Here is a 22,519-nt window from a genome sequence, read left to right as displayed (position 1 = left end):
CGGACTTATGACAGCAGGCTACTTCAGTGGAAGTTCGTGTCAAGTAGGTCGTGTCGAATGGGAGAGGAGTGTGATGTGATCTAGGCGAGGGACGAACGAATGTTACGAAAAGGCAGCAGTAGATTTTTTAAGCGCGCTTCCTTGCGCCGCTTAGTTCATTATGAATGGGTTAGCTCACTGCTCAGCTCATTGCTCAACAAGGCATTTTTAAGCTTTGTTTTACTTTGATTTGGTTGGAATCTAAGTCATTCAATTGTTTGATTTCCGATACTGAGGTATGGAAATGACGTGCAATCGCAGACAGTGAATCACCTGATTTTACTGTGTAATCAAAGCCAGCAGGGTAACTAGATTGGTGGATTTTCAGCACTTCGCCAAGACGGATCACATTGCCTGACAGGTGGTTGTCGCGTTTTAATTGCGCCACGGAAACTGAGTAATCACGAGCGATCTTGTTTAGGCTATCACCCGATTTAACGGTGTGTTCAGCCCAGCTGTAATCTAAGTAGCAAGCACGAACATGACCTTTTCTGTAGGCTTCACCTTTACGGTTGGCCAGAAGCTTGTTTTGCTCTTCTTGACGGTGATGAGCTTTCGCTTGTGCCAGTGCTTTGCGCTTAGCAGCCGCTCGTGCACGTTCTTCGCGTTTTTCTTGCTCAATACGCTGTACGACGAGGCGATTAACTTTTTCGTTGACCTTCTGCGTTCTTACAGCAAGAGCTTGCTGTAGATCGGTAATAACATCTTCGTTGCTGACTACACGGCGACTTTGCCAGTAGGCTTTTTCCCAGTATGTATGCTTCAGATTACTCATGCTCACGCCGCGGCTGCTGGTGGAGCTGATAAATTGATCGTTGCCTAAGTAGATGCCAACGTGACGTTCGTTTACACCGGTTCTAAAGAAAATCAAATCACCGACCTGTAATTTTGACTTGGCAATTTTTTCACCAAGCTTTACTTGGCCTAGGGTTGTTCTCGGTAGGTGAACATCTAAAGCACCGACAAATACTTGGCGAGTAAAGGCGGAGCAATCGATACCTCTGCTGCTGTTCCCGCTATATTCATAAGGGGTGCCTGCCCAATGTTGGTAGCTGTTGATTAAGCTGATTTTATACGCAGTTTGTTCAGCTGGGGTCAGTGTCTCGGGTACCGCATCGACATCATTGCTAGCCTGATTGTCTGTTTTTTCGGTTAATGTAGGTGTTGCCGGAGTTGGGGCCACTTGTTCACTTTGAACTGGGGCGGCTTCTTGCTGCGTTGCTGCGGGATCTGAGGCAGTGGGCATGTTGGCGCAACCTGCGAGTAGCAGTGCAGGCAGTGGAAGAAGCATTGTATAGCGGCGAGCAGACATTCAAACTCCTAAAATTGGAATAGTAGTGATTGGCCAGTCGATTTAGCGGACTGGTCAATGATTGTTAGGTGGAATCGTATTTGTTGGATCATGAATGCACTAAATTGTTTAGGCAGCTAAGTGATATAAGCAGAAGCAGTACACAAAGTAGGAAAGCGTGATTAAGATCACGAACAATATTTAGCGGGTGAGTAGGCAACATAATTCAGAGTACAACAAAAACTCAATAAAATGGTTGTGAGACATGCACTTCGGGCACGTCACCACATCAATAACAAGGCGAAGAAACTTGATTCTGGATCAAGGCGTATTCGCGAGTGTTCGAACTAGGTCAAATCGTCACAAAAATGCCATACTAGGTCAAGTATTCCTGCAAACTTAATCAAAAATGTTGCACTTTTTTATAAGATAGTTAGTGATTAGCAAATAGTTGCTGATGAAGCTGTTGCGCACGCCTGTCGGTCATTGACGAGATATAATCGGCTATTACACGCATTTGGCTACCGCTGTTATTTTGCTGTGCCCATTTTTGCTGCTCGGGGATAGGTAGCAGTCTATCTGGCGAAGCACTCAGCGCCTCAAACAGGTCCATAATGATTTGTTGGCCTTTGTATTCGACAATCTGCACCTCTGGAATTTGAATCACATAACTACTCACAAACTGTTTTAATGTGCGCAGTGCATTGTGCATGCACGGATCTAGATAAGCATTGAGGGCAAGCAAAGGGTGACTAAAATCCCCTTGAACAGGATGAATTCGAATGCTGGTTAATAAAGCATTGACTAGGCCGCCAATCGCATCTTTTCTTTGGTATTGCTTTCCGGAAAAAAGCTTTTGGCCTATGGTGTGAATGTGTTTTTCTAGCCAACCATCTCCGCCGTTTTTGAGCTGGTTTTCGGCACTGTGTTGCCATTGTGAATAACTGACCATGCCCAGTACGATTGCATCTTCGAGATCGTGCACCCCGTACGCGATATCATCAGCAAGCTCCATAATTGAGCAATCAAGAGATTTATAACGAGTTTTATTGTGGGTGTGAGGCGCGGTTGTGCTCGGTGAACGCAATTGGCCAATTTGCTGTTGCTCTGGTGTAGAAAATGGTGCGGTAACCCAGTTAAGCAAGGCCGCATCACAGTCGTATATCCCTTTGGCGGGGGACCAATCTTTACTCGCCAATTTGCGTTGGTCGCTAACGGAGCTAGGGAGCTTAGCCGCTCTCGTCGAGCTTAATCGTGCCGGGTATTTGAGTAGCCCTAGTAGGGTACGGCGCGAGAGGTTCATTCCATGATGTTCGGTGTACGGTTCCAGTTGAGTGACAATACGGAAGGTTTGCGCGTTACCCTCAAAGCCGCCAAATTCTCGCATCATATAATTCAGGGCGACTTCTCCACCATGACCATAGGGCGGATGACCAATGTCGTGCGCAAGACAAATGGCATCGATTAAGCTATCGCACGGTAGCCAGTCTTGATATTCAGCTTGATTGATTTTAATTTGTGAAACGATACCTGTGCCTAGCTGTGCTACCTCGAGCGAATGGGTGAGGCGTGTGCGGTGGAAATCATTATCGCTAGAGCCATGTACTTGCGTCTTCGATTGTAAGCGGCGAAAGGCCGCTGAATGCAGAATACGCGCGCGATCACGCTCGTAGGGGTTGCGGTGGTCACTCCTGCGAACCTTGTTTTCGTCGTTGTATCTGGCGAGCCAAACGGGGTTATTTTGTTCTGGCACGGGCAACCTCCTGTGTGTGGCACTGTGCGCTCGTATGCATTGGGCCAGCTTAACTAATTTCGTCTAGAGAGAGCTTAAAGCTTGCAGAAAAAGTATCGAGGAAATACTGCATTTCTGGAGAGTGGCGTTCTTTGAGTGTGACCAGCAGCCTTTTTTCGGCTAAGGCAAATTCGTGGTTTCCGGCACTTAATTCTTCTAAACATTTGAGATACGCACAAATGGTATCGGCTTGTTTCACTATCTGGGCATCTTCCGTATGCGCAGAAGGAGAGACAAGATAAGGCGCGAAATCTTCTTGGAACTCTTCTGGTAACATCGACAATAACTTTTGTTCTGCTGCCGCTTCTATTTTTTTATATTCCTTGGCAATTTCTGGATTGTAGTATTTAACTGGGGTGGGCAAGTCGCCAGTAAGCACCTCGCTGGTGTCGTGATACATACCTAAAATAGCAATTCTCTCAGGGTTAAGATCCCCACCAAACTTTTTATTTTTTATCAGTGCCAGCGCATGGGCAACGAAAGCGACTTGTAGACTATGTTCAGAGACATTTTCGGTGGAAATCGAACGCATCAAAGGCCAGCGCTGAATGTGTTTCATACGGGAAAGGTGGGCAAAAAAATGACTGTTTTTTAAAGGACTATGTTTCAAAGGACTATGCTTCATGTTTATGATCGACTCACTTTAGCGTTAGTTCATAAAAGGCGTATCACGCTTATCACGACGATACGCCTTTTAAGGTTATGAAACAATGACCGAAAATACTATTGAGAGTAGGTCGATAAGAAGCGTTCAAATCGACCTATCGCCATTTCCAGATCTTCCACATGGGGCAGAGTGACGATGCGGAAATGGTCGGGTTTCGGCCAATTAAAGCCCGTGCCTTGTACCAACAGTACCTTTTCTTGTTTAAGGAAATCGAGCACCATTTTCTGATCATCTTTGATGTTATACATTTTCGTGTCGATTTTTGGGAACAAGTACATCGCGCCTTTAGGTTTGACACAAGAGACGCCCGGAATTTGATTGATGAGCTCCCATGCTCGGTCACGTTGTTCGAGTAAGCGTCCGCCAGGAAGAATCAATTCATTGATGCTCTGATAGCCGCCTAGGGCGGTTTGGATCGCGTGCTGCATTGGCACATTGGCGCACAGTCGCATTGAGGCAAGCATTTCTAGCCCTGAGATGTACTCTTTGGCCATATTTTTAGGGCCGGTGAGGAACATCCAGCCACTGCGGAAGCCGCACACTCGATACGCTTTTGATAGGCCGTTGAATGTCATGACCAACACATCGTCACAAAGCGTGGCGACTGAGGTATGAGTGGCACCGTCATACAGAACTTTATCGTAGATTTCGTCGGCAAAAATAATCAGATTGTTCTGGCGTGCGATTTCGATGACTTGCAGCAGAAAATCTCGGTTATACACCGCCCCAGTTGGGTTGTTTGGGTTGATCAGCACAATGCCGCGCGTTTTAGGGGTGATCTTTTTCTTTATGTCATCGAGATCAGGATACCAGTCAGCTTCTTCGTCGCACATATAGTGGACGGCGTTACCACCAGACAAAGCCACCGATGCCGTCCACAGTGGGTAATCTGGGGAGGGCACTAACATTTCATCGCCATCGTTGAGCAGTGCTTGCATTGCCATCACGATCAACTCAGACACGCCATTACCGATGAACACATCTTCGACATCTAGGCTACGTAGTCCTTTCTTTTGGTAATGCTGTACTACTGCTTTACGGGCTGAATAGATACCCTTGGAATCGCAATAGCCTTGCGAGGTAGGCAAATTACGAATAACGTCGACTAGGATTTCATCCGGAGCATCAAAACCAAATGGGGCGGGGTTGCCAATATTTAGCTTTAGAATTTTATGCCCCTCTTCTTCCATTCGCTTAGCATGTTTAAGTACAGGACCGCGAATATCGTAGCAGACATTATCGAGTTTTGATGACATCCCGATATTTTGCATTGTTTAGTTCCTAGTTAGTATTTCATTATAGTGACTAAAGTACCTTACATTGTGTTTTTTTAGTATAAAAATCTGCAATTTGTTATGAATAGGTATCTTAGTTCCTAATCATGCTGGAGACGCCTATTTAAAAGTGTATAGGTGATAATTTCTTGTGTGTGCCAGCGATTCACAAGATGACAAGATTCCCTAGCGGAAATTACAACGAACATAGTTAATGAGAACTATCATCCAGATTTTAATAAGTTTCCTTGCAACTTTGAGAAACTAATACGTGTTAGGTTGAGTATGTATAGGGTTAGTCATTATCATTGCCAGCTGAGATAACAAACGAAGGAAAGGACAATGACGAGATCTGCCAAGTTGTATCGGTATCGCTTGCCCATGGATAGTCGGTTTATGTTAAGAAACCAACCTATGAGTGAACGCGTTGGATTTATCGTTGAGTTAGTGCAGGGAAGTCGCATTGGCTATGGAGAAGTCGCCCCTTTGGATGGGGTGAGCGCAGAATCTATCGAGCAAGCTGGGCTGCAAGCTCAGCGGCAACTGGAAATATGGGCCTGCGATGGTGAAATGGATTACAGCGAGCTATTGCCTTCTGTCGCATTTGGTTTGTCTATCGCAGAGCTGGAGCTATCAGGTCAGCTGCCACAGCAAGGGAACTATCATACCGCGCCCTTATACGCAGGCGATTCTGAAAGCTTGTTTTCCAAAATGAATGAACTGTCACAGCATCCAATCGTTAGGATAAAACTCGGAAAAGGGGAGCCTGCACGAGAAGGGTTGTTGGTCAATCAATTGCTTGAGTCTGTGCCAGAACTCACGCTGCGTTTAGATGCGAATCGTGCTTGGGACTTACAGCAAGCGGCGCAATTTGCGAAGCCGATTTCTCCGTCATTGCGGCAGCGGATAGCGTACGTCGAAGAGCCATGTTTGCATCCGAGTGACAGCGTCTCATTTGCCATTAATTCTGGGATTGCGATCGCGTGGGATGAAACCTTGCTAGCAGAAGTTCGCCGCCCCGATTTTGCTGTGAAGGATATCATGGGTGTAAAAACCTTGGCGCTGAAACCTTCATTGCTTGGTTCTGTAGAGTATTGTAGAAACTTAATTGAGCAGGCGAAAGCCCTCAGTGTGCAAATCGTAATAAGTTCTAGTTTTGAATCTAGCCTTGGATTAAATCAATTAGCGCGGTTAGCGCATTGGTTGGTGCCTGAGCAGATTCCTAGTTTAGACACCGCGCAGTTTTTTACTCATCAGCTCGAAAAGCCTTGGCCAAATTGTGATTTACCACTGCAGTCCCTGCATGACCAAGAAATGATGTGGCGCTCTTAACCAGTACCTTGGTTATGTCATAGTTCAAAACGGCATTTAATATTTCGTGTTTCTCCTTTCATACTCATTGCCAGAGATGGGAATAGCCCTGTGTTGTGGAAAGTAGAGTTTTTACCTTGCGCGATACTTCTTAAAGGATGATAGAAATGAAAATGCTGTTATTGGTCGCGACTGTGTTGCAAATTGTTGTCGCGACTCAAAGTGAAGGTTTATGGCGAGCGGTGCTGGAGTTGTCGGCTTTTCTAACCGTGGCTGCGTTGTTGCTTGAGTTCACGAATAAGAAAAGCCTGACGGTGGATTAGTGTAGTAACAGCCACTCTAGTGTATTAACAACCATGCGAGTGAAGAGGTTGAAATAGCGGTCCACAGTCCCACGCCGTATAACAGTGGTTTAGGGCCTGCAGCTTTGAGTTTTTCTATTGAAATGCCACAGCCAATCAAGAACAAACAAACCACTAACAGCTTTTTCGATAGGCTGAAGATGCCATGGTAAATAACATGGTATTCAGGTAGTAGATCGGTGATACCAATGGCTGCGCAGTAAAACAAAATAAAGTATGGAATAGTGACTTTGCGGTTCTTCGAACTAAATATGATAGCGCTGAGGAAAGATACTGGCACAATCCATAATGCTCGAGCTAGCTTTAGGGTCGTCGCTGTTGTTAGCGCGTCGTTGCCGTAGGCGGAAGCGGCTCCCACAACGGATGAGGTGTCGTGGATTGCAATTGCTGCCCAAGTACCGAAAGTATGTTGGTCCATATGTAGTGCGTGGCCAATAACAGGGAATAAAAATAGGGCAACGGAATTGAGTACGAACACGGTACCAAGCGCTAAGCCGATTTGTTCGTCATCTGCATCAATAGCGGGTGCCACCGCCGCGATAGCGCTACCCCCACAAATAGCAGTACCTGCCGCAATCAAGTAGCCAGTCTTTTTATTCAGTTTGATGGCTCGTGCAACCAACCAACCGATAATCAAAGTGCCGGAAATACTGGCGATAATAAGGCCAATCCCATCTGAGGTGACGGCCAGCGCTTGTCGAAAAGGAATGCCAAAACCAAGACCGACAATGGAATAGGCTAACAGCTTTTTCGTCCACTTAGTGATAGGTAAATCTTTTGGAACTAAGCCAAAACTTGCCAATAAGAAGCCAATGATCAGTGCGATAGGAGAGTTAACAAAAGGGGTAAGACTGACGGCAATGGCCGCGCCGAATGGAAGATATTTTTTTATTGATTGCATGGTAAAGCTAACCGAGTCGTTAAAGTAGCTATATAGTACACAATTTTTAAGTTCGCTCTGTATGAATGTTTTTAACGCACGTTAAGTAAAAATGAACGATTGGTTCTTTTTCTCGTGTTGTTTCAATAGTGAACCAGTGTGTAGTGATGTAGGCAGCAACGCCGATTGCTGTTTCACAATAAGCGTTGCTGGGGATAGGGTTACTTCCAATCACCTCGAAGATCGGATATCGCCGCGCGTAGCTGCTCGCTGGTGGTGGTTTCGGGGTCTAATGGCGCTGCCGCTTCTATTTCTATATTGGAGCGAAAGCGCGTTGGTAGCCCTTGGCAGGCCTTTCCTTTATTGCGACTAAAATAGCTGCCCCACAGCCCTTTGATGGCCAGCGGGATGACTGGGCTCTGGCTGCGTTTGACAATATGGTCAACGCCACGGCGAAATTCTTTTATTTCACCATCCGGTGTCAGCTCGCCCTCTGGGAAGATGCACACAAGATGCCCTTCTTCCAATGCGGTTTGAATGCTTTGTATCGCTTGATAAATAGAGCGCTTATTGGTGGCTGAAATTGGAATCACTCCCGCTCGCTTAAAAAAGCGCTGCAGCGGTGTAAACTTTGCGTAATCTTCTTCCATCACGAATCGGATCAGGCGAGGACAAATCGCGCTAAGGAGCAGGGCATCCATATAGCTCACGTGATTGCATACCAGCAGAGCGCCGCCTTTGGTGGGTAAGTGGTGTAAGTTTTTATGTTTCACTTTATAGATGCTGTGGGTGAGTAGCCAAAGCACAAATCGAGTGAAGAAAATCGGGACTTGGGCACACAGGTAAACGGCTACGAGTAAATTGAGCCCTGCTAGAATTAGAAAGAGTTCAGGAATGGTGAGCTTAAAAACAGAGAGCGCGATAATGGCAAGAACGGCACTGCCTACCATATACAGAGCATTGTAGATATTGAGAGCGGCGATGACTTGTGAACGCTGCGAAGGCTCGGATTTATGTTGAATAAGCGCATAGAGCGGAACAATGAATATTCCCCCAGACGCACCAAGCAGCAGCAGCGAAATAAAGACAGGCCAAAGGCTAGCATCAGTTACAAAGTCTTTGAGCGTGTGAAATTGGGGAAGGTGTTCGGGAATAGAGTAGGCGAGTAAAAAACCGAACAATGTAATACCGAAACTACCGATCGGCACAATGCCAATCTCAATTCGGTGGCCAGACAATTTATCACACAGCTGTGAGCCTAATGCAATACCAATGGAAAACAGAGCTAATAGAAACGAAACGGCGCTTGCCCCGCCGTGTAGGTAGAGTTTAGTAAAGTTGGGGAATTGGGTTAAGTAGCTAGCACCTAAGAACCAGAACCAACTGATGGCCATAATCGATTGAAAAATGACGCGATCTGAATGGGCGATCGCGAGCGTTGTTTTCATATGGTGGATTGGTCGCCATTGAAAACGGCTATTCGGCGCGGAAGCGGAAGCTGATGGGATAGATCGGCTCGCAAGATAACCAATCACGGCAAATAAAATAACCGACGTTCCGGCAATATATTTGGCATTCTCTGCTGATGCGATGAAGCCCGCTCCTATGGTTCCTGTGAGTATGGCGAGGAAGGTGCCCGTTTCAACCAAGGCATTACCGGGAACAAGCTCGTCGGTAGACAGGTGTTGAGGAAGCAGCGCATATTTTACTGGGCCAAAGAAAGCGGATTGAGTGCCCATTAGAAACAGCAATACTAATAATATTCCGTAACTGCTAGTGATAAAGCCAATGGCACCTAAGCTCATGATCAGCACTTCAAACAACTTCACCTTTCTGATGTAGTCGGCTTTTTCGTATTTGTCTGCCAATACCCCAGCTGAAGCGGAAAATAAAAAGAAGGGGAGGATAAATAACCCAGCGGCGAGGTTGATAAAAATATTACTCGACATAGGAAGATGCTGAGCACTGGAAAAAGCAACAAAGATCAATAAGACATTTTTAAAAATATTGTCGTTGAACGCGCCGAAAAACTGGGTAATAAAATAGGGAAGAAAGCGCCGCTGTGTAAGCAGGTGACCTCTTTCATGGGCAGACATATAACATCCTTTAATTATGACCAATCGACAAGGTAATGAGTCAGTAGATTGGCGATCAATTCCTTACCATCAATCGGTTCACTGGCAAAGAATTTATCGTCAACGCTCAGTAAGGTGATACCGTGTACCCCAGCCCATAGCACTCGGCTAGCTTGAAGCACTTCTTGCTTTTCTCGTGTAGGTGCCAACTGTTGTAACAGGTATTCGAGCATCCCCGTCATCTTGTCGATTCGATTTGCTTGCCACTCAGGTAAGGTCTCTCCGTTCATGTTATGGTCAAAAATCAATTGCCAACGATATCGATTCGCCTTAGCGAAATCATGGTAGCAATAGGCCAGCTCGTACAGCGCGGTTTTGTGGCAGGTGCTATTGCTGAGAATTTGCTGCGCTTGGCCGGACAGTTCGTCCAGAGTTTCTGCGACTACGTGTAGCAGCAATAGATTGTAGTTACCAAAAATATTTAGCAGCGTACTGGGTACGTAGCCAACTAGGCCGGCAATTTTTCGCAGGCTGAGGTCTTTATGTGGGTGCTGGTCGAGAAAATCTCTCACGGCTTGGAGCGTGAGGGCGACAAGCTGTTCTCTTGTGTGATCGTTTCGGCGTGCCATAGTCTGTTAGTGTAATAATACAACGTTCGATATTTTAGAGAGTTATCTTTGTCATCGTCAACATGCTTTGCAATATTCTGATACATCAATTCACTATGTGGTTATTTCCATGTCAATCTTGAAGCGCTATGATAGGGAGATTAGTAGCAATTAGTTAAGGATGAGCATGAAACGTGTGTTAACCCTCATTACCATTTTTATTTTGGCGATGGCGACCATGCAGGTGGCGCAAGCGAAGAAATTTGGTGGCAGTCGGTCATTTGGCAAAAGCTTTAAAACCGCTCCAGCTCCAAAGCAGCAAAATTTCAACAATAATACTGTTGGTAAGAATCAGACGGGTAAATCGGCAACAAATAGTAAGAAAGGTTTGATGGGTGGATTACTCGGTGGACTTCTTGCTGGTGGTTTATTGGCCGCGTTTTTTGGTGGTGCCTTTGATGGTGTTCAATTTATGGACATTTTGATTATCGGTGTGGTTGCCTTCATTATATTTAAAATCGTACGCTCAGTGCTCGCGGCTAAGCAGGGTAGTATTAACCAGCATCGCCAGCAGCCAGCTTACGGTGGCAGCAAGCCTAACTTCGAATCCAATAAGCAATCCTTCGAGCAAGCACCTTCCGGTGCTGGATCAAGTGCTCAATTTGGTTCGAGCGATGTCCCGCATAATTACCCGCCGGGGTTTGATCATGCCGAGTTTGTGAATGGTGCAAGAGAGCATTATCAAATTTTGCAAGGTGCTTGGAATTATAACCAGCTTGATAAGATTGAAGAGTATGTCTCTGCCAGTCTATTTAACGATCTCAAAGCGGAACGCGCTAAGCTATCTGGCGAGCAACATACTGATGTTATGTATGTAGATGCAGAAATTGTCCGTGCCGATTATAGTGCCGATAAAGCCCAGATCAGCCTCCAATTTTCGGGTCGCTACCGAGATCCTGTTGAAGGGGTGGAAGAAGAGATTCAAGATGTGTGGCATCTAGAAAGAGACTTAACCCAAAAGAATGCACCTTGGCTTATTGTTGGGATTCAAGGCTAGCATTACAGGACATATATTAATAAAAAAGCCAGTCACTTGTGACTGGCTTTTTTATTTTTCTCTCCGTACAACCAATTCATTTTGAGGTGATTTTGTCTCACTTTCCTCACTTTTTGGCTGCCCTTATCGGCGAGAGATGGTCCAGATTATAGTGATCTTGCTCGCCTTGACGTTGAATCCTCTCCTTATTTAAAGTAACTAATTGAGGGATTTATTTATAAAAATCCATATTGTTGCTTATAGTTAAATCATTCGCCATAGCTTTTGTGTGAACTACGGTTTGGTGGTGAGCGGTTTTTGGGGTCGCTTACCATTGAGGTGATACTTCTAGCTTTGGTTTATAACGGAGGGAAAGGATGTTCAAAAGCTCCTTCCTATTTAGCTAGAGACAAGGAGAGTTATTTATGAAGTCGTTATTGATCAAAGGTATGCTGATTTGCGCTGGCTGCTTAACACTAGGTGTGAATGCAGCAACATTAACGGCCGCGCAGGACCCTTGGCCACCGTTTATTACTAAAGACAAAGCCGCGGGAAATGGTATTTCGGTAGAGTTGCTGACAGCGATAATGAAAACCCAGGGCCATGAAGTGAAATTCAAGATTATCCCTTGGGCTAGAGCCCTGGATGAAGTAAAAAATGGCCGTATTGACTTGCTTCCTGCGACGTGGTTCACCGAAGAGCGCACTGCATTTTTATATTACAGCGAATCGTATTTAGAGAATGAGTTAACTTTTATCAAACGTGCCGGTGACAGTTTTGAATACGATGGATTGAGCAGTTTGGATGGGAAAGTGGTCGGTGTGGTACGTGGTTATGGCTATGGTGATGCGTTTTTGAAGGCGAAAAACTTTAAAAAACCAGAAGCTGGAGATCTGGTTTCTAACCTGAAAAAACTGTTAGCGAAACGAATTAATCTCACTTTAGAAGACCGTGTTGTTGCCTTATCTGTGATGGAAAACGCTGGCATGAAAAGCAGCGACTTTGCATTTACCAAAAAGGCTTTGTCCACCAACCCTTTGCATGTCACCTCTGGTAAAGCAAATCCAAATGGGCAGAAATACGTTGATGATTACAATAAAGGTTTAGCTGCCATTAAAGCAAACGGGACATTCGATAAGATTTTAGCGAAATATGGTATCAAATAAATCTTGTGAATAGTGCAAATGTATTTGTGCTAACGGCTGCGTTTTAGCAGCCTTTTTTATTGAAGTTAGCAGTTGAGATAAAGGAATGGACTCTTCAGAAAAAAACAAGAAAAATGCTGTGGATTTTTATAGAACCGCGTATTTAGGTGAGCCCGATTTAGCGGTTGAACGATATGTCGGAGCGCAATACATACAGCATAACCCGCTAGTGAAAGATGGCAAGCAGGGGTTTATCGACTATTTCACACAGATGTCGAAAGATTACCCGAATAAGGACATTGAGTTTTTGCGTGTGATCGCGGAAGGTAGCCTAGTGGCGTTGCATACTAAGCAGGTTTGGCCGGAGAATGAGCAATACGTCACCATGGACTTTTTCCGTTTTGATGACGATGGGAAAATAGTTGAGCATTGGGATGCGATTCAATCTGTACCTGAGCAACAAGAGCACAGTAATACGATGTTTTAGCGTCGAGCCTGAGAGTCTTTTCCGTCACGCATCGGATTCAACTGGCAGAGGATTGCTAGCGGTGTCGAGTGCCAACTGGCTGACTGCTTTGATCAGCGCGTCATTTGGACCCGGTATTGAAGACAGGGAAAAAGCGAGCGGGCTAGGGTGCCATTTGGCATCAATTACAATCAGTTTGCCGTTGTCGATTTGTTCACCAATCACCTCTTTGGGAAGCGTTGCAATACCGACGCCACTTTCTGCGAGTTTGATGCTGGCAGAGAGTGAACTGGTGGAATAAAAACGAATTGGATGCGCTTTTTGCTCTTTCAAGTGACGTTGTATTTCATGAAACGGCGCGGTGTTGCGAGCGTAAGTGATAATTGGCCAACGAAGGAACGATTGCACTGAATCGAGTTTGGTGAGTGCTAACGTCGGGCTGGCGACCCATTGCAAAGGATATTGGCAAATCGGTAAGTTACTTGCCTCTGGCGCATTGACAGGCCCAAGTAATATGGCGATATCGATACTTCGATTGAGTAATTCTTTATTTAACACAACGCTCGCATCGACCACCAGTTCCACATCAACGTCAGGGAAGGTTTGGTGAATCTTCGCTAGTAGCTGTGGTAACCAAGTATGTACCAGAGTCTCAGATACCCCAATTCTCAGTAATCCCGATAAAGTGCTGGCTACATTTGCCTGTGAGCATAGCTGGTTGCTGCTATCTAGAATATGTTCCGCCAATGGTAATAACTCTCGCCCTTTAGCCGTCAAACTTATTCGACTCGTTTCTCGATGAAACAAATTGGCGTTGAGTGACTGCTCTAGGTTATTAATTCGTGCCGATATTGCCGGCTGTGTGGCGCATAAGTGTTCAGCCGCTTGACGAAAGCTGCCGAGCTTGGCAATCCACACAAAAGTTTCTAGCTGTTTTAGGTTTAACATAGGCGGGTCATGCCTGTTCAATAGTAGTGTGATAAATAATTTTTATCACAAATGGTTAATTTTTACGAATAGACTTTATGTCAATAAGCGGTATTTTTTACTTAATGTTAACAAAGTTATTACTAAAAGCAGGGCCCATGACCGAATTACAGTCTTCTATTTGTTTGTCCGAGTTGCGTCAGAGTATTCGTCGCAATAAGTTTACGGGGTTCACTTCTGGGCTTGCAAAGGGCTACCTTCAGGCGAATCTCGTTATTTTACCCGCCGATTGGGCCAACGAATTTCTGCTGTTTTGCCAACGCAACCCAGTCTCTTGTCCCTTGATAGGCATGACAGAGGCTGGAGACAAAACGCTTGCGGAAATTGGACTCGGCGTTGATATCAGTTGTGATGCTCCTGAATATCATATTTTTACGCATGGTGAACTTACGGACCGAGCATTGGATTTACACAGTTACTGGCGTGATGATTTCGTCACGTTTGTCCTTGGTTGTTCGTTTTCATTTGAAGAGGCTTTGTTACAAGCTGGTCTACACATTCGTAACATCGATGAGCAATGTAATGTCTCTATGTATGACACCAATATTGCTTGTCGGTCAGCGGGTCGCTTTTCTGGAAATATGGTGGTGTCAATGCGCCCTTTTACGCCAGCTGATGCCATTCGAGCTATCCAGATAACCACACGATACCCCAAGGCTCATGGCGCGCCTGTTCATTTTGGTGCACCGAAAGACATTGGTATCTCAAATCTTGCTGCCCCAGATTATGGTGATGGTGTTTCTATTTATCCGTCTGAGGTCCCTGTATTTTGGGCTTGTGGTGTGACGCCTCAAAATGTGATCCGTCAAAGTAGGCCGCCGATATGTATTACTCATTCGCCGGGTAAAATGTTGATTACCGATCGTTTAAATAATGAATTTTCTTTCTTATAAAGCTGAGCTAGGGAAGTACGATGAAAATAAATTGCGATATGGGAGAAAGCTTCGGCCATTGGCAGCTGGGCTGTGATGAGAAAATTATGCCTTACCTACACATGGCCAATATTGCTTGTGGTATGCACGCCTCCGATCCTGTTGTGATGCAACAAACTGTGCGACTGGCTAAGCAAAACCAAGTAATGATTGGGGCACATCCAGGGTATCCCGATATGCAGGGCTTTGGGCGGCGTTTTATGGCGATGGAAAGTAATGACTTGATTGCTTTTGTTCTTTATCAAGTTGGTGCTCTGCAAGCGATATGTAAAAGCGAATCAACGTCATTGAGTTATGTCAAACCCCATGGCGCGTTGTACAACACCATGATGAAAGATGACCATGTTTTTCAAGCTTTACTCGAAAGTTTACAGCGTTATGGTGGAGAACTTGCGCTGGTGGCGATGGCCGTTCCCGACTTTGCAAAGTATCAGGCCATGGCCAAAAAATATGGTGTCACGCTTTGGTTCGAAGCGTTTGTTGATAGGCGCTATGACGATACGGGGCGATTAATGCCACGTTCCGTTGAAGGTTCGTGTTTAGAAAGCCTGAACGACGTTGTAGCGCAAGCTCGGACATTGATTGAGGAAGGCGCTGTAATCACGTTTTCTGGCAGTAAAATAGCGGTGAAGGCCGACACTTTGTGTATTCATGGGGATGGGCCACTTGCATTGCCTATTGCTCAGCAATTAACAGAAGGGAGGGTGAATGCTGTCGATATCTGCTCTCAATGAAAATACGGTGATGGTGTATTTTTCAGAATCAGTTAGCCCTGAAACTGCGCAAAATATCGCTGTGGTGGTGCCCCAAATTGAAGTTGAATTAGCTCAATTTGTGGTGGATATGGTCCCCTCCTATACATCTCTACTCATTACCTTTGATTTGTTCGCGATTCGCATGGACGATTTTTGCACCTTGCTAGAGACATTGCTGGCCAATATTGATTGGCATCAAACAAAGAGCGACCAATCAAGCTGTATCGAACTCCCCGTTTATTACGGCCCTGAAGTGGCTTTAGACGCAGAGGCAGTGAGTCGTCATACAGGCCTAGCGTTTAGTGATGTTGTTAAGTTACATACCGAGTGTAGTTATCGAGTATACGCGATTGGCTTTGCGCCCGGTTTTGCTTATCTGGGCAATACCAATAAGCGTATTGCTACCCCTCGAATGAGCACACCTAGGTCGTATGTGCCTGCTGGAAGTGTGGCGATTGCCGATAGGCAAACGGCCGTGTATCCGAAGGCTTCTCCCGGTGGTTGGCATATTCTTGGTCGAACGCCAGTGAACCTCATTGACTACCACCGTGAAAATTTGACCTTATTTGAAATGGGCGCACAAGTATTGTTTTCTCCGATAGACAAACAAACGTTTTTACAGATGGGTGGAGTATTGTCACAGGAAGAATTGCAGCGGACAGAGGAGGCGATATGACGCTAAAAGTATTAACGCCGGGGCCGCTAAGTTTGTTACAAGATTTAGGCAGATTCGGTTATCAATCTGTCGGGGTGTGCTCTGGTGGGCCGATGGATGAACATGCATTTCACTGGGCGAACCGTTTATTGGATAACGATCTTTCCGCCACGCAAATTGAAATTACTATGGGTCAGTTTAGCTGTGAATTTAGCGCGGAAACGATGGTGGCATTAACCGGCGCAGATATGTCGGCCAATCTCAATGGAGTGCCTGTTGCTAATTGGCAATCTTTTTACGTGACTCCGGGTGATAGGTTGACCTTGCGAGGCAGTCGGCAGGGAATGAGGGCTTATCTAGCGATTAAAGGCGGCTTTTCGGTCTCGTCGGTGCTGAGCAGTTGCGCAACTGTCGTACGTGATGGCTTAGGTGGGCTGGGCGGAGAGGGGGAAAGGTTAAAGGCCAATGATTGCATTAAGTATGAAGCGACTATCTTGGCCACCATAAGCAAAAGAGTTCCTCCAGAATTTGTGCCAATCTATCCGTCAGAGTTGGTTCTTGACGTTATTCCGAGTTGTCAATATCAGGATTTTTCTGCTCAGCAGAGACAACGTTTTTTTGCTAGCGACTATACCGTGAGTCAGCAAATGGATCGGATGGGGTATCGGCTATCAGGAGAGGCAATTGAATGCCAACGGCAAAACCTAATATCAGAAGGCATTGCTTTGGGTGCGATTCAAATTCCAGCAGATGGCCAACCTATCGTATTGATGCGTGATAGACAAACGATTGGTGGGTATCCCAAAATCGGCTGTTTGACGGCGCGAAGCGTAAGTCACCTTGCCCAAAGTCAGCCCGGTACAATCGTACGGTTCAAAGAAAAAAATTTACAGCAGGCTGAGTCAGAGCGTCGAACTGAATTACAGTTTTTCCATGGTTATGTTGGTAAGCAGAAAACCGCCCATTGTTAGATTAAGGAAGATAAAATGGCACAAGAAGTGATAATAAAGCCAGAGAGTACAATGGCAGAAGGAGATCAGCCAACCAACAAGCGTTTCCAATGGTCATTGGTTATGGGGGCGGCTTTTTTGATGGCGACATCGGCCGTTGGCCCCGGTTTTCTTACACAAACTACGGTGTTCACCCAAACATTGGGGGCCAGTTTCGCGTTTGTGGTGTTGGTTTCCATTATTCTCGATATTGGTGCCCAGCTTAATATTTGGCGAGTTATTGTTGTGTCCAAAAAGAGAGCGCAAGACATTGCCAACGAATTGCTCCCTGGTCTAGGTATTGCCATCGCAGGTGTCGTTGCACTTGGTGGGCTGGCGTTTAACGTGGCCAATTTAGGGGGCGCAGGCATGGGGATGCATGTACTTTTCCCGACAGTCAGTCCTGAACTCGGCGCTGGCGTGACTGCTATCCTCGCCATCGGGATTTTTTTATTGCGAAGTGCCGGAAAAATGATGGATAGGTTTAGTATTGTGATGGGCATGTTGCTGCTAGGTATGATGTTGTACGCTTTGCTTTCAACCTCCCCTCCAATTGGGCAGGCTTTATATCGTATGGTGTGGCCAGAACAGGTAAATGCGTTATCGATCGTAACCTTAGTGGGCGGCTCTGTCGGTGGTTATATTACTTTTGCTGGCGCTCATCGATTGATTGATTCACAAGTTGTTGGGCAGGCCGCTCTACCACAAGTGAATAAAGCGACATGTTCTTCCATCGGAATGGCTTCTTTAGTGCGAGTGATCTTATTTTTAACTGCGCTGGGAGTCGTTAGCCAAGGTATCAAACTCGATCCAAACAACCCGCCAGCGTCTATGTTTTTCCACGCCACAGGACAAATCGGTTATAAGTTGTTTGGGATGGTACTTTGGACTGCAGCTGTCACTTCTGTTGTGGGAGCCGCTTATACTTCGGTCTCTTTTCTCAAAACTCTACACCCCGCGATTGAGCGCCATGCGAATCGCTATATCATCTTGTTTATCGTCGCGTCTTGCATGTTATTTTGTGTTATTGGCAAACCAGTGTTTTTGTTGATCATTGCTGGTGCACTGAATGGTTTCATACTGCCGATGAGCTTAGCGATTATTCTTATTGCTGCGAGAAGGTCTGATATTGTTGGCGATTATTGTCATCCTCGTTGGATGTCGGTATTTGGCTGGGGCATCGCGATTTCGATGGCGGGAATGAGCCTTTATACCTTGATACAGATGTTTATCAGTTAGCGTAGTGAAGCTATACCGCATCATGTTTGGCAGCCGAAAACGAATCACCTACACTCATTAGATGATTCATTTTTGAGGGGTAGCGATGAAGGGCATCTTGGTAGCTGTCGTTTGTATGCTGAGTGGTTTATGCTTTGCAGCCGACAAAGAGCGAGTCAATATCGTGCTTATTGATATCGCTCCCTCAGCTTACAAAGAAAACGGTAAGTCCTTAGGGTCGACTTATGATATTACCAAACATATCGCTCAACGTGCTGGCTTTGATTACGAGATCAAAATAAAACCGTTTCCAAGGGTTGTGCTAGAGCTAGGCAGTGGGGCTGCGGATATGTCGATATTGCTAGAAAATTCCGCTCTGCAGGGTAAAGTGACCATTGTCACTCCTATTTATCCTATTCAGTCGATAATATTAACGAACACTGATTTTCCGGTGCGTAGCCCAAGCGATTTAGACGGTAAGCGAGTGGGGGTGATTCGCAATGCATCCTTCCATAAAAAGCTACCGAACTATCAAACTTTGAAGTTATATCAAGTCGCGAACTATCGGCAAGGGATTAAAATGCTGCGGGCGAATCGAATCGATGCATTGGTCTCGGTCGATATGGCTATTTACTTTTCACTGAATAAGATGTCGATTTCTCGCAGTGAGTTTTCAATCCCTTATGTTTTTGATAAGAAAGATATCCTGCTACAAGTTTCTGATCGTATTGCGACTCCTGAACAGCTAAAAAAAATGCGTACGATCGTCGCTGAGATGAAAGCGAATGGGAGTATGGAAGAGATTATATCTCGTTATTTGGGTTCAGAGTAATCAGTGAGTGAGTTCTATTGTGGAGTGAATATTAGGAATTATGTATCACCTTTGCAGATAGTTGTTGGATGACTTTGCCTCATTTGACATAATTTGGAGAATTAATTTTCTCCTTGGTAGGCAGTACAATGGAACTGGACAAAATAGATCGGACAATTTTGCTTCTTCTTCAACAAGACGGAACCTTATCCCTGAATGATTTGGCGGAAGCGGTGAACCTCACCACAACCCCATGCTGGAAGCGTTTGAAAAAACTGGAAGAGTCGGGAGTCATCGATAAACGGGTCGCGTTACTTGATCCTGAAAAGTTGCACCTGTCTTTTACTGCCTTCGTGTTACTTAAAACCCGTTACCATTCTCAAGATTGGTATGGCAAGTTTGTTGAAACCGTTGCCGAGTTTCCTGAAGTCATGGAGTTCTACCGGATGGCAGGAGACTATGATTACATGATGAAAGTACAAGTAAAAGATATTCAGAAATTTGATGAATTTTATAAAAAATTGGTCAATAACGTCGACGGAATTAGTAACGTTACCTCCACATTCGCCATGGAGTCCCTAAAGTACACCACGGCGCTGCCTATTTGATCTCTAACGTATTGATCTCTTATGTAGTTATCTATAAAGAATACTTACTTATTAAAGCGCATTACGCCTTCTTGCACTGCGGTTGCGACGAGTTGGCCTTTCTGGTTAAAAACCTCCCCTCTCACTAGGCCGCGACAGTTATGTGCTGTCGGGCTTTCAATGGCATAGAGTAGCCATTCGTCTAGCTTAAATGGTCGGTGAAACCAGATGGAGTGATCAATGGTTGCAATTTGCAACTTAGGGGTGAGTAAAGAAATTTCATGTGGGTGGAGCGCCGTGACGAGAAAACCCCAGTCGGATGCATAACCCAGTAAATATTGATGAATGAGCTGATCGCTGGGCACCGCACCATTTGCCCGCATCCAGAGATATTGCTTAGGCTCTTCTTTTTGTGGTTTTAGCGGGTTCACAACAACTACGGGGCGCATTTCGATGGGCTTTTCGCTGCAAAATGCTTTTTGCATCGCCGGTGGTAGGTATTCAGCAATCGTCGCTGCAAGCTCAGTTTCTGAGGTGAAGTTCTCTGGCCCAGGCACATCGGGCATTTCTATTTGGTGATTGAGCCCTTGTTCTGTGATGTGGTAGGAAGCGGTGAGATAAAAGATGGGTTTGCCATTTTGTATCGCTTTCACTCTGCGAGTGCTAAAGCTTTTTCCGTCACGTAGATTCTCTACGTCATAGATGATTGGCTGAGTCGGGTCGCCTTTATAAAGGAAATAGCTATGGCATGAATGGACGGTTCTATCGTCGGGCACCGTATAACGTGCAGCTGAAAGGGCTTGGCCAATCACTTGGCCACCATAAACTTGCGGTAGACCTAAGTTTTCACTTTGCCCTCTGAACAGGCCTTCTTCTAGCTTTTCTAATTGAAGAAGTTGCAGTAGTTGCTGTAAGGGTTGGCTCATTGCAGTCTCCTTGAACGGCTGGGCCGCTCGTGGTTAGAGACACGAACGGGATCTTGATTCATTTAGAGTAAGGATACTAATAGTAACCCAATTTCACGTAACTGTTGAGGTTTACTTACTTAATACACATTAGCTGCTCGCGTAATTCGAATGAATTTTGAGACAATGATTCAAGTAAGGAAAAAAAAGCTTGCTAACAAAAATCGCTAACAAGCTGGACTTGATTTAGGATAAACGGAAAGTGAATTGTTAGACGAGCGCTAAAATAATTCCGCCTATGGTTGCCGCCGTGGAAAGAAATTTCCCCGCATCATACGAATCGTCTTCGGCTTTAGGTGGTTCAATATCAGGACGCTCTAAACCGAGGGCTCCGCGAGTAAATGATTCGACGTTGTCCTTAATCGTCTTGTCATTTGGTACACCAGATTTCTCTTCTTGCTCAACCTGCTGCAGTGCGGCTAGCAGCGCTTTGCCTTCGTCAGACAGGGTCACTTTGTTTTGCTCAACTTTAAGTGGTGCGGCTGTACTCTCAGCCACAGTGGAGTTACTTTGAGGTTTAACCTGTTGGTTTGGAGACAGTTGTGCTGGCTCCATGCCTACTGGTCCCATATCGCTCTCCTTGATACTTGCTGTTTATTGTATCGGCAACTGAACAGAAAACTTGCGCGTTATTTGCGTCAAGTGCTCGATAAAAATGAAAGCAAAACTCAGGCCAAAAACAAATTGCCGTTTTGAACTTGTTTGTTTTTCAGGCTGCTAGCCTGAAAGGTCGCAAGAAACAGGGGAGAGCATAATGACAGGTTAGAGTTTTCGATAGACCCTAAGCATAAAGTCGGCCTCACATTCAAAAATCTCGGCGTTCGCGAGTTCTTCTCGTAGCTGTTCATTGGCTTTCCAAGCAAATGGTGTCATCTGTAATAAATTGAGAGCGGCACCATCTTTTAGCATCATAGGGTAATGAATTCTCTGCTCTTGCTCCAATGCAAACCCTTCAATGGACTCTGGCTGAGTTTCATGTAACCGAACGTCTTGATAAATTTTTTCTCTGATTTGGTACAGGTGGCGTGATGCAGGTGTGACGGTAACCAAAGTGCCGTCTTTGCGAATGCAGCGTTGCAGTTCTTCATCTTTGCACGGGGCGTAGATTCTCAGCACGGCCCCCAATGATTGATCGGCAAATGGTAAGCGGTGACTCGATGCCACGGAAAATTGGCAGTTTGGGTAACGTTTTGCCGCATAACGTATCGCCACTTTAGAAATATCTAACCCGAATACGGAAGCGTCATCGTATTTTTGGCGAAGTTCATCAGCAATGAAAGACGTGTAGTAGCCTTCGCCGCAGCCGATATCGAGTAGGGTATGCTCGTTGTTCTCCATGCTTTGCTGGCACATAGTAGAGACAGCAGATCGCATTGGTGCATAGTAGTCGGCCGCTAAAAATTGGCGGCGAGCCTGCATCATCTCTTGATTGTCCCCCGGATCTTTAGAACGTTTGTGATGGGCTGGCATTAAGTTGACATAGCCTTCTTTGGCCATATCAAATTGGTGATTATTAGCGCAGGAATAGCGAGTTCCAGCAAGCGCGAGAACCTGTTGGCAAAGAGGGCACTGATAGGTCATAACTACCTCGATGAAAGAATGGGGCGTTAGTTTAGCGGTATTGCTAGGATAAAGACAATCATTGCCGTTGTCGGCTGACGATATAGGTTGTTC

Annotated in this window: 23 protein-coding genes; 12 read left to right on the top strand and 11 right to left on the bottom strand. The window is 45.5% G+C overall.

The genetic code is table 11. The annotated features are described in order from the left end of the window. Positions 1 to 193: 193 nt before the first annotated feature. The 4 genes from L4C34_RS14020 to L4C34_RS14005 all read right to left on the bottom strand — a co-directional run bounded on the left by L4C34_RS14020 (position 194) and on the right by L4C34_RS14005 (position 5,060). Positions 194 to 1,351 (bottom strand): C40 family peptidase, encoded by a 1,158-nt coding sequence (locus L4C34_RS14020; protein ID WP_428789971.1) that lies wholly within the window; start codon positions 1,349 to 1,351, stop codon positions 194 to 196. 412 nt (positions 1,352 to 1,763) lie between these two features. Beyond that, complete coding sequence (locus tag L4C34_RS14015; RefSeq protein ID WP_428789970.1) at positions 1,764 to 3,083, bottom strand: anti-phage deoxyguanosine triphosphatase; 1,320 nt, start codon at positions 3,081 to 3,083, stop codon at positions 1,764 to 1,766. Positions 3,084 to 3,132: 49 nt separating this feature from the next. After that, positions 3,133 to 3,732, bottom strand: a complete 600-nt coding sequence (yfbR, locus tag L4C34_RS14010) for a 5'-deoxynucleotidase (protein ID WP_428789969.1) — start codon at positions 3,730 to 3,732, stop codon at positions 3,133 to 3,135. Between the two features lie 113 nt (positions 3,733 to 3,845). Next, positions 3,846 to 5,060, bottom strand: a complete 1,215-nt coding sequence (locus L4C34_RS14005; protein ID WP_428789968.1) for a pyridoxal phosphate-dependent aminotransferase — start codon at positions 5,058 to 5,060, stop codon at positions 3,846 to 3,848. 345 nt (positions 5,061 to 5,405) lie between these two features. Between L4C34_RS14005 and menC the strand changes: the two genes are divergently transcribed. Continuing rightward, positions 5,406 to 6,395: an o-succinylbenzoate synthase gene (gene menC, locus L4C34_RS14000; protein ID WP_428789967.1), complete on the top strand. Its 990-nt coding sequence runs from the start codon at positions 5,406 to 5,408 to the stop codon at positions 6,393 to 6,395. A 146-nt stretch (positions 6,396 to 6,541) separates the two neighbouring features. Continuing rightward, positions 6,542 to 6,697: a hypothetical protein gene (locus tag L4C34_RS13995; RefSeq protein WP_428789966.1), complete on the top strand. Its 156-nt coding sequence runs from the start codon at positions 6,542 to 6,544 to the stop codon at positions 6,695 to 6,697. Between the two features lie 16 nt (positions 6,698 to 6,713). Here L4C34_RS13995 and L4C34_RS13990 read toward each other — a convergent pair whose 3' ends face one another. The 3 genes from L4C34_RS13990 to L4C34_RS13980 all read right to left on the bottom strand — a co-directional run bounded on the left by L4C34_RS13990 (position 6,714) and on the right by L4C34_RS13980 (position 10,320). Further along, entirely contained in the window at positions 6,714 to 7,637 is a 924-nt protein-coding gene (locus tag L4C34_RS13990; protein WP_428789965.1) for a YeiH family protein, read from the bottom strand. 200 nt (positions 7,638 to 7,837) lie between these two features. Further along, the gene (locus tag L4C34_RS13985) at positions 7,838 to 9,712 is read right to left on the bottom strand and encodes an MFS transporter (protein WP_428789964.1); all 1,875 of its coding nucleotides are present in this window, start codon (positions 9,710 to 9,712) and stop codon (positions 7,838 to 7,840) included. A gap of 14 nt (positions 9,713 to 9,726) precedes the next feature. Continuing rightward, positions 9,727 to 10,320: a TetR/AcrR family transcriptional regulator gene (locus tag L4C34_RS13980; protein ID WP_428789963.1), complete on the bottom strand. Its 594-nt coding sequence runs from the start codon at positions 10,318 to 10,320 to the stop codon at positions 9,727 to 9,729. 166 nt (positions 10,321 to 10,486) lie between these two features. Between L4C34_RS13980 and L4C34_RS13975 the strand changes: the two genes are divergently transcribed. The 3 genes from L4C34_RS13975 to L4C34_RS13965 all read left to right on the top strand — a co-directional run bounded on the left by L4C34_RS13975 (position 10,487) and on the right by L4C34_RS13965 (position 12,967). Beyond that, the gene (locus tag L4C34_RS13975; protein ID WP_428789962.1) at positions 10,487 to 11,356 is read left to right on the top strand and encodes a Tim44 domain-containing protein; all 870 of its coding nucleotides are present in this window, start codon (positions 10,487 to 10,489) and stop codon (positions 11,354 to 11,356) included. Positions 11,357 to 11,784: 428 nt separating this feature from the next. Then, the gene (locus tag L4C34_RS13970) at positions 11,785 to 12,501 is read left to right on the top strand and encodes a substrate-binding periplasmic protein (protein WP_428789984.1); all 717 of its coding nucleotides are present in this window, start codon (positions 11,785 to 11,787) and stop codon (positions 12,499 to 12,501) included. Between the two features lie 85 nt (positions 12,502 to 12,586). Further along, positions 12,587 to 12,967, top strand: a complete 381-nt coding sequence (locus L4C34_RS13965) for a nuclear transport factor 2 family protein (protein ID WP_428789961.1) — start codon at positions 12,587 to 12,589, stop codon at positions 12,965 to 12,967. A gap of 24 nt (positions 12,968 to 12,991) precedes the next feature. On the opposite strand, the gene L4C34_RS13960 is transcribed toward L4C34_RS13965, so the two are convergent. Further along, positions 12,992 to 13,894: a LysR family transcriptional regulator gene (locus L4C34_RS13960; RefSeq protein ID WP_428789960.1), complete on the bottom strand. Its 903-nt coding sequence runs from the start codon at positions 13,892 to 13,894 to the stop codon at positions 12,992 to 12,994. Positions 13,895 to 14,031: 137 nt separating this feature from the next. Between L4C34_RS13960 and L4C34_RS13955 the strand changes: the two genes are divergently transcribed. From L4C34_RS13955 to L4C34_RS13925, 7 genes are all read left to right on the top strand, one after another. Beyond that, on the top strand, positions 14,032 to 14,826 hold the full coding sequence (locus L4C34_RS13955; protein ID WP_428789959.1) for a putative hydro-lyase: 795 nt from the start codon (positions 14,032 to 14,034) through the stop codon (positions 14,824 to 14,826). A 20-nt stretch (positions 14,827 to 14,846) separates the two neighbouring features. Continuing rightward, entirely contained in the window at positions 14,847 to 15,599 is a 753-nt protein-coding gene (locus L4C34_RS13950) for a 5-oxoprolinase subunit PxpA (RefSeq protein ID WP_428789958.1), read from the top strand. After that, positions 15,574 to 16,296, top strand: coding sequence for a 5-oxoprolinase subunit PxpB (gene pxpB / locus L4C34_RS13945; protein WP_428789957.1), 723 nt, complete (start codon positions 15,574 to 15,576; stop codon positions 16,294 to 16,296). The genes L4C34_RS13950 and pxpB overlap by 26 nt, the downstream gene beginning before the upstream one ends. Then, positions 16,293 to 17,246: a 5-oxoprolinase subunit C family protein gene (locus tag L4C34_RS13940; RefSeq protein ID WP_428789956.1), complete on the top strand. Its 954-nt coding sequence runs from the start codon at positions 16,293 to 16,295 to the stop codon at positions 17,244 to 17,246. The genes pxpB and L4C34_RS13940 overlap by 4 nt, the downstream gene beginning before the upstream one ends. Before the next feature lie 15 nt (positions 17,247 to 17,261). Continuing rightward, complete coding sequence (locus tag L4C34_RS13935) at positions 17,262 to 18,503, top strand: NRAMP family divalent metal transporter (protein WP_428789955.1); 1,242 nt, start codon at positions 17,262 to 17,264, stop codon at positions 18,501 to 18,503. Positions 18,504 to 18,588: 85 nt separating this feature from the next. Next, the gene (locus L4C34_RS13930; RefSeq protein ID WP_428789954.1) at positions 18,589 to 19,314 is read left to right on the top strand and encodes a substrate-binding periplasmic protein; all 726 of its coding nucleotides are present in this window, start codon (positions 18,589 to 18,591) and stop codon (positions 19,312 to 19,314) included. A 128-nt stretch (positions 19,315 to 19,442) separates the two neighbouring features. Then, the gene (locus L4C34_RS13925) at positions 19,443 to 19,901 is read left to right on the top strand and encodes an Lrp/AsnC family transcriptional regulator (RefSeq protein ID WP_428789953.1); all 459 of its coding nucleotides are present in this window, start codon (positions 19,443 to 19,445) and stop codon (positions 19,899 to 19,901) included. Positions 19,902 to 19,945: 44 nt separating this feature from the next. On the opposite strand, the gene tesB is transcribed toward L4C34_RS13925, so the two are convergent. The 3 genes from tesB to rlmA form a co-directional block, all read right to left on the bottom strand. Beyond that, positions 19,946 to 20,806 (bottom strand): acyl-CoA thioesterase II, encoded by an 861-nt coding sequence (tesB, locus tag L4C34_RS13920; RefSeq protein ID WP_428789952.1) that lies wholly within the window; start codon positions 20,804 to 20,806, stop codon positions 19,946 to 19,948. Positions 20,807 to 21,055: 249 nt separating this feature from the next. Further along, positions 21,056 to 21,415 (bottom strand): hypothetical protein, encoded by a 360-nt coding sequence (locus L4C34_RS13915; RefSeq protein WP_428789951.1) that lies wholly within the window; start codon positions 21,413 to 21,415, stop codon positions 21,056 to 21,058. 192 nt (positions 21,416 to 21,607) lie between these two features. Then, positions 21,608 to 22,426, bottom strand: a complete 819-nt coding sequence (gene rlmA / locus L4C34_RS13910; protein ID WP_428789950.1) for a 23S rRNA (guanine(745)-N(1))-methyltransferase — start codon at positions 22,424 to 22,426, stop codon at positions 21,608 to 21,610. Positions 22,427 to 22,519: the final 93 nt, after the last annotated feature.

The sequence above is a fragment of the Vibrio profundum genome (genome assembly GCF_050337555.1).
Lineage (GTDB): Bacteria > Pseudomonadota > Gammaproteobacteria > Enterobacterales > Vibrionaceae > Vibrio > Vibrio profundum.
Note: the sequence above shows the minus strand (reverse complement) of the source record. Positions and strands in the feature narration are given on the sequence as shown.

Coding starts and splice junctions, on each gene's coding strand:
- L4C34_RS13995 (WP_428789966.1), top strand. CDS start 6,542: ATGAAAATGCTGTTATTGGTCGCGACTGTGTTGCAAATTGTTGTCGCG.
- menC (WP_428789967.1), top strand. CDS start 5,406: ATGACGAGATCTGCCAAGTTGTATCGGTATCGCTTGCCCATGGATAGT.
- L4C34_RS13990 (WP_428789965.1), bottom strand. CDS start 7,637: ATGCAATCAATAAAAAAATATCTTCCATTCGGCGCGGCCATTGCCGTC.
- L4C34_RS14005 (WP_428789968.1), bottom strand. CDS start 5,060: ATGCAAAATATCGGGATGTCATCAAAACTCGATAATGTCTGCTACGAT.
- L4C34_RS14020 (WP_428789971.1), bottom strand. CDS start 1,351: ATGTCTGCTCGCCGCTATACAATGCTTCTTCCACTGCCTGCACTGCTA.
- rlmA (WP_428789950.1), bottom strand. CDS start 22,426: ATGACCTATCAGTGCCCTCTTTGCCAACAGGTTCTCGCGCTTGCTGGA.
- L4C34_RS13985 (WP_428789964.1), bottom strand. CDS start 9,712: ATGTCTGCCCATGAAAGAGGTCACCTGCTTACACAGCGGCGCTTTCTT.
- L4C34_RS13955 (WP_428789959.1), top strand. CDS start 14,032: ATGACCGAATTACAGTCTTCTATTTGTTTGTCCGAGTTGCGTCAGAGT.
- L4C34_RS13940 (WP_428789956.1), top strand. CDS start 16,293: ATGACGCTAAAAGTATTAACGCCGGGGCCGCTAAGTTTGTTACAAGAT.
- L4C34_RS13970 (WP_428789984.1), top strand. CDS start 11,785: ATGCTGATTTGCGCTGGCTGCTTAACACTAGGTGTGAATGCAGCAACA.
- L4C34_RS13960 (WP_428789960.1), bottom strand. CDS start 13,894: ATGTTAAACCTAAAACAGCTAGAAACTTTTGTGTGGATTGCCAAGCTC.
- L4C34_RS13950 (WP_428789958.1), top strand. CDS start 14,847: ATGAAAATAAATTGCGATATGGGAGAAAGCTTCGGCCATTGGCAGCTG.
- L4C34_RS13925 (WP_428789953.1), top strand. CDS start 19,443: ATGGAACTGGACAAAATAGATCGGACAATTTTGCTTCTTCTTCAACAA.
- L4C34_RS13980 (WP_428789963.1), bottom strand. CDS start 10,320: ATGGCACGCCGAAACGATCACACAAGAGAACAGCTTGTCGCCCTCACG.
- L4C34_RS13975 (WP_428789962.1), top strand. CDS start 10,487: ATGAAACGTGTGTTAACCCTCATTACCATTTTTATTTTGGCGATGGCG.
- pxpB (WP_428789957.1), top strand. CDS start 15,574: ATGCTGTCGATATCTGCTCTCAATGAAAATACGGTGATGGTGTATTTT.
- L4C34_RS13915 (WP_428789951.1), bottom strand. CDS start 21,415: ATGGGACCAGTAGGCATGGAGCCAGCACAACTGTCTCCAAACCAACAG.
- L4C34_RS13965 (WP_428789961.1), top strand. CDS start 12,587: ATGGACTCTTCAGAAAAAAACAAGAAAAATGCTGTGGATTTTTATAGA.
- L4C34_RS13930 (WP_428789954.1), top strand. CDS start 18,589: ATGAAGGGCATCTTGGTAGCTGTCGTTTGTATGCTGAGTGGTTTATGC.
- tesB (WP_428789952.1), bottom strand. CDS start 20,806: ATGAGCCAACCCTTACAGCAACTACTGCAACTTCTTCAATTAGAAAAG.
- L4C34_RS13935 (WP_428789955.1), top strand. CDS start 17,262: ATGGCACAAGAAGTGATAATAAAGCCAGAGAGTACAATGGCAGAAGGA.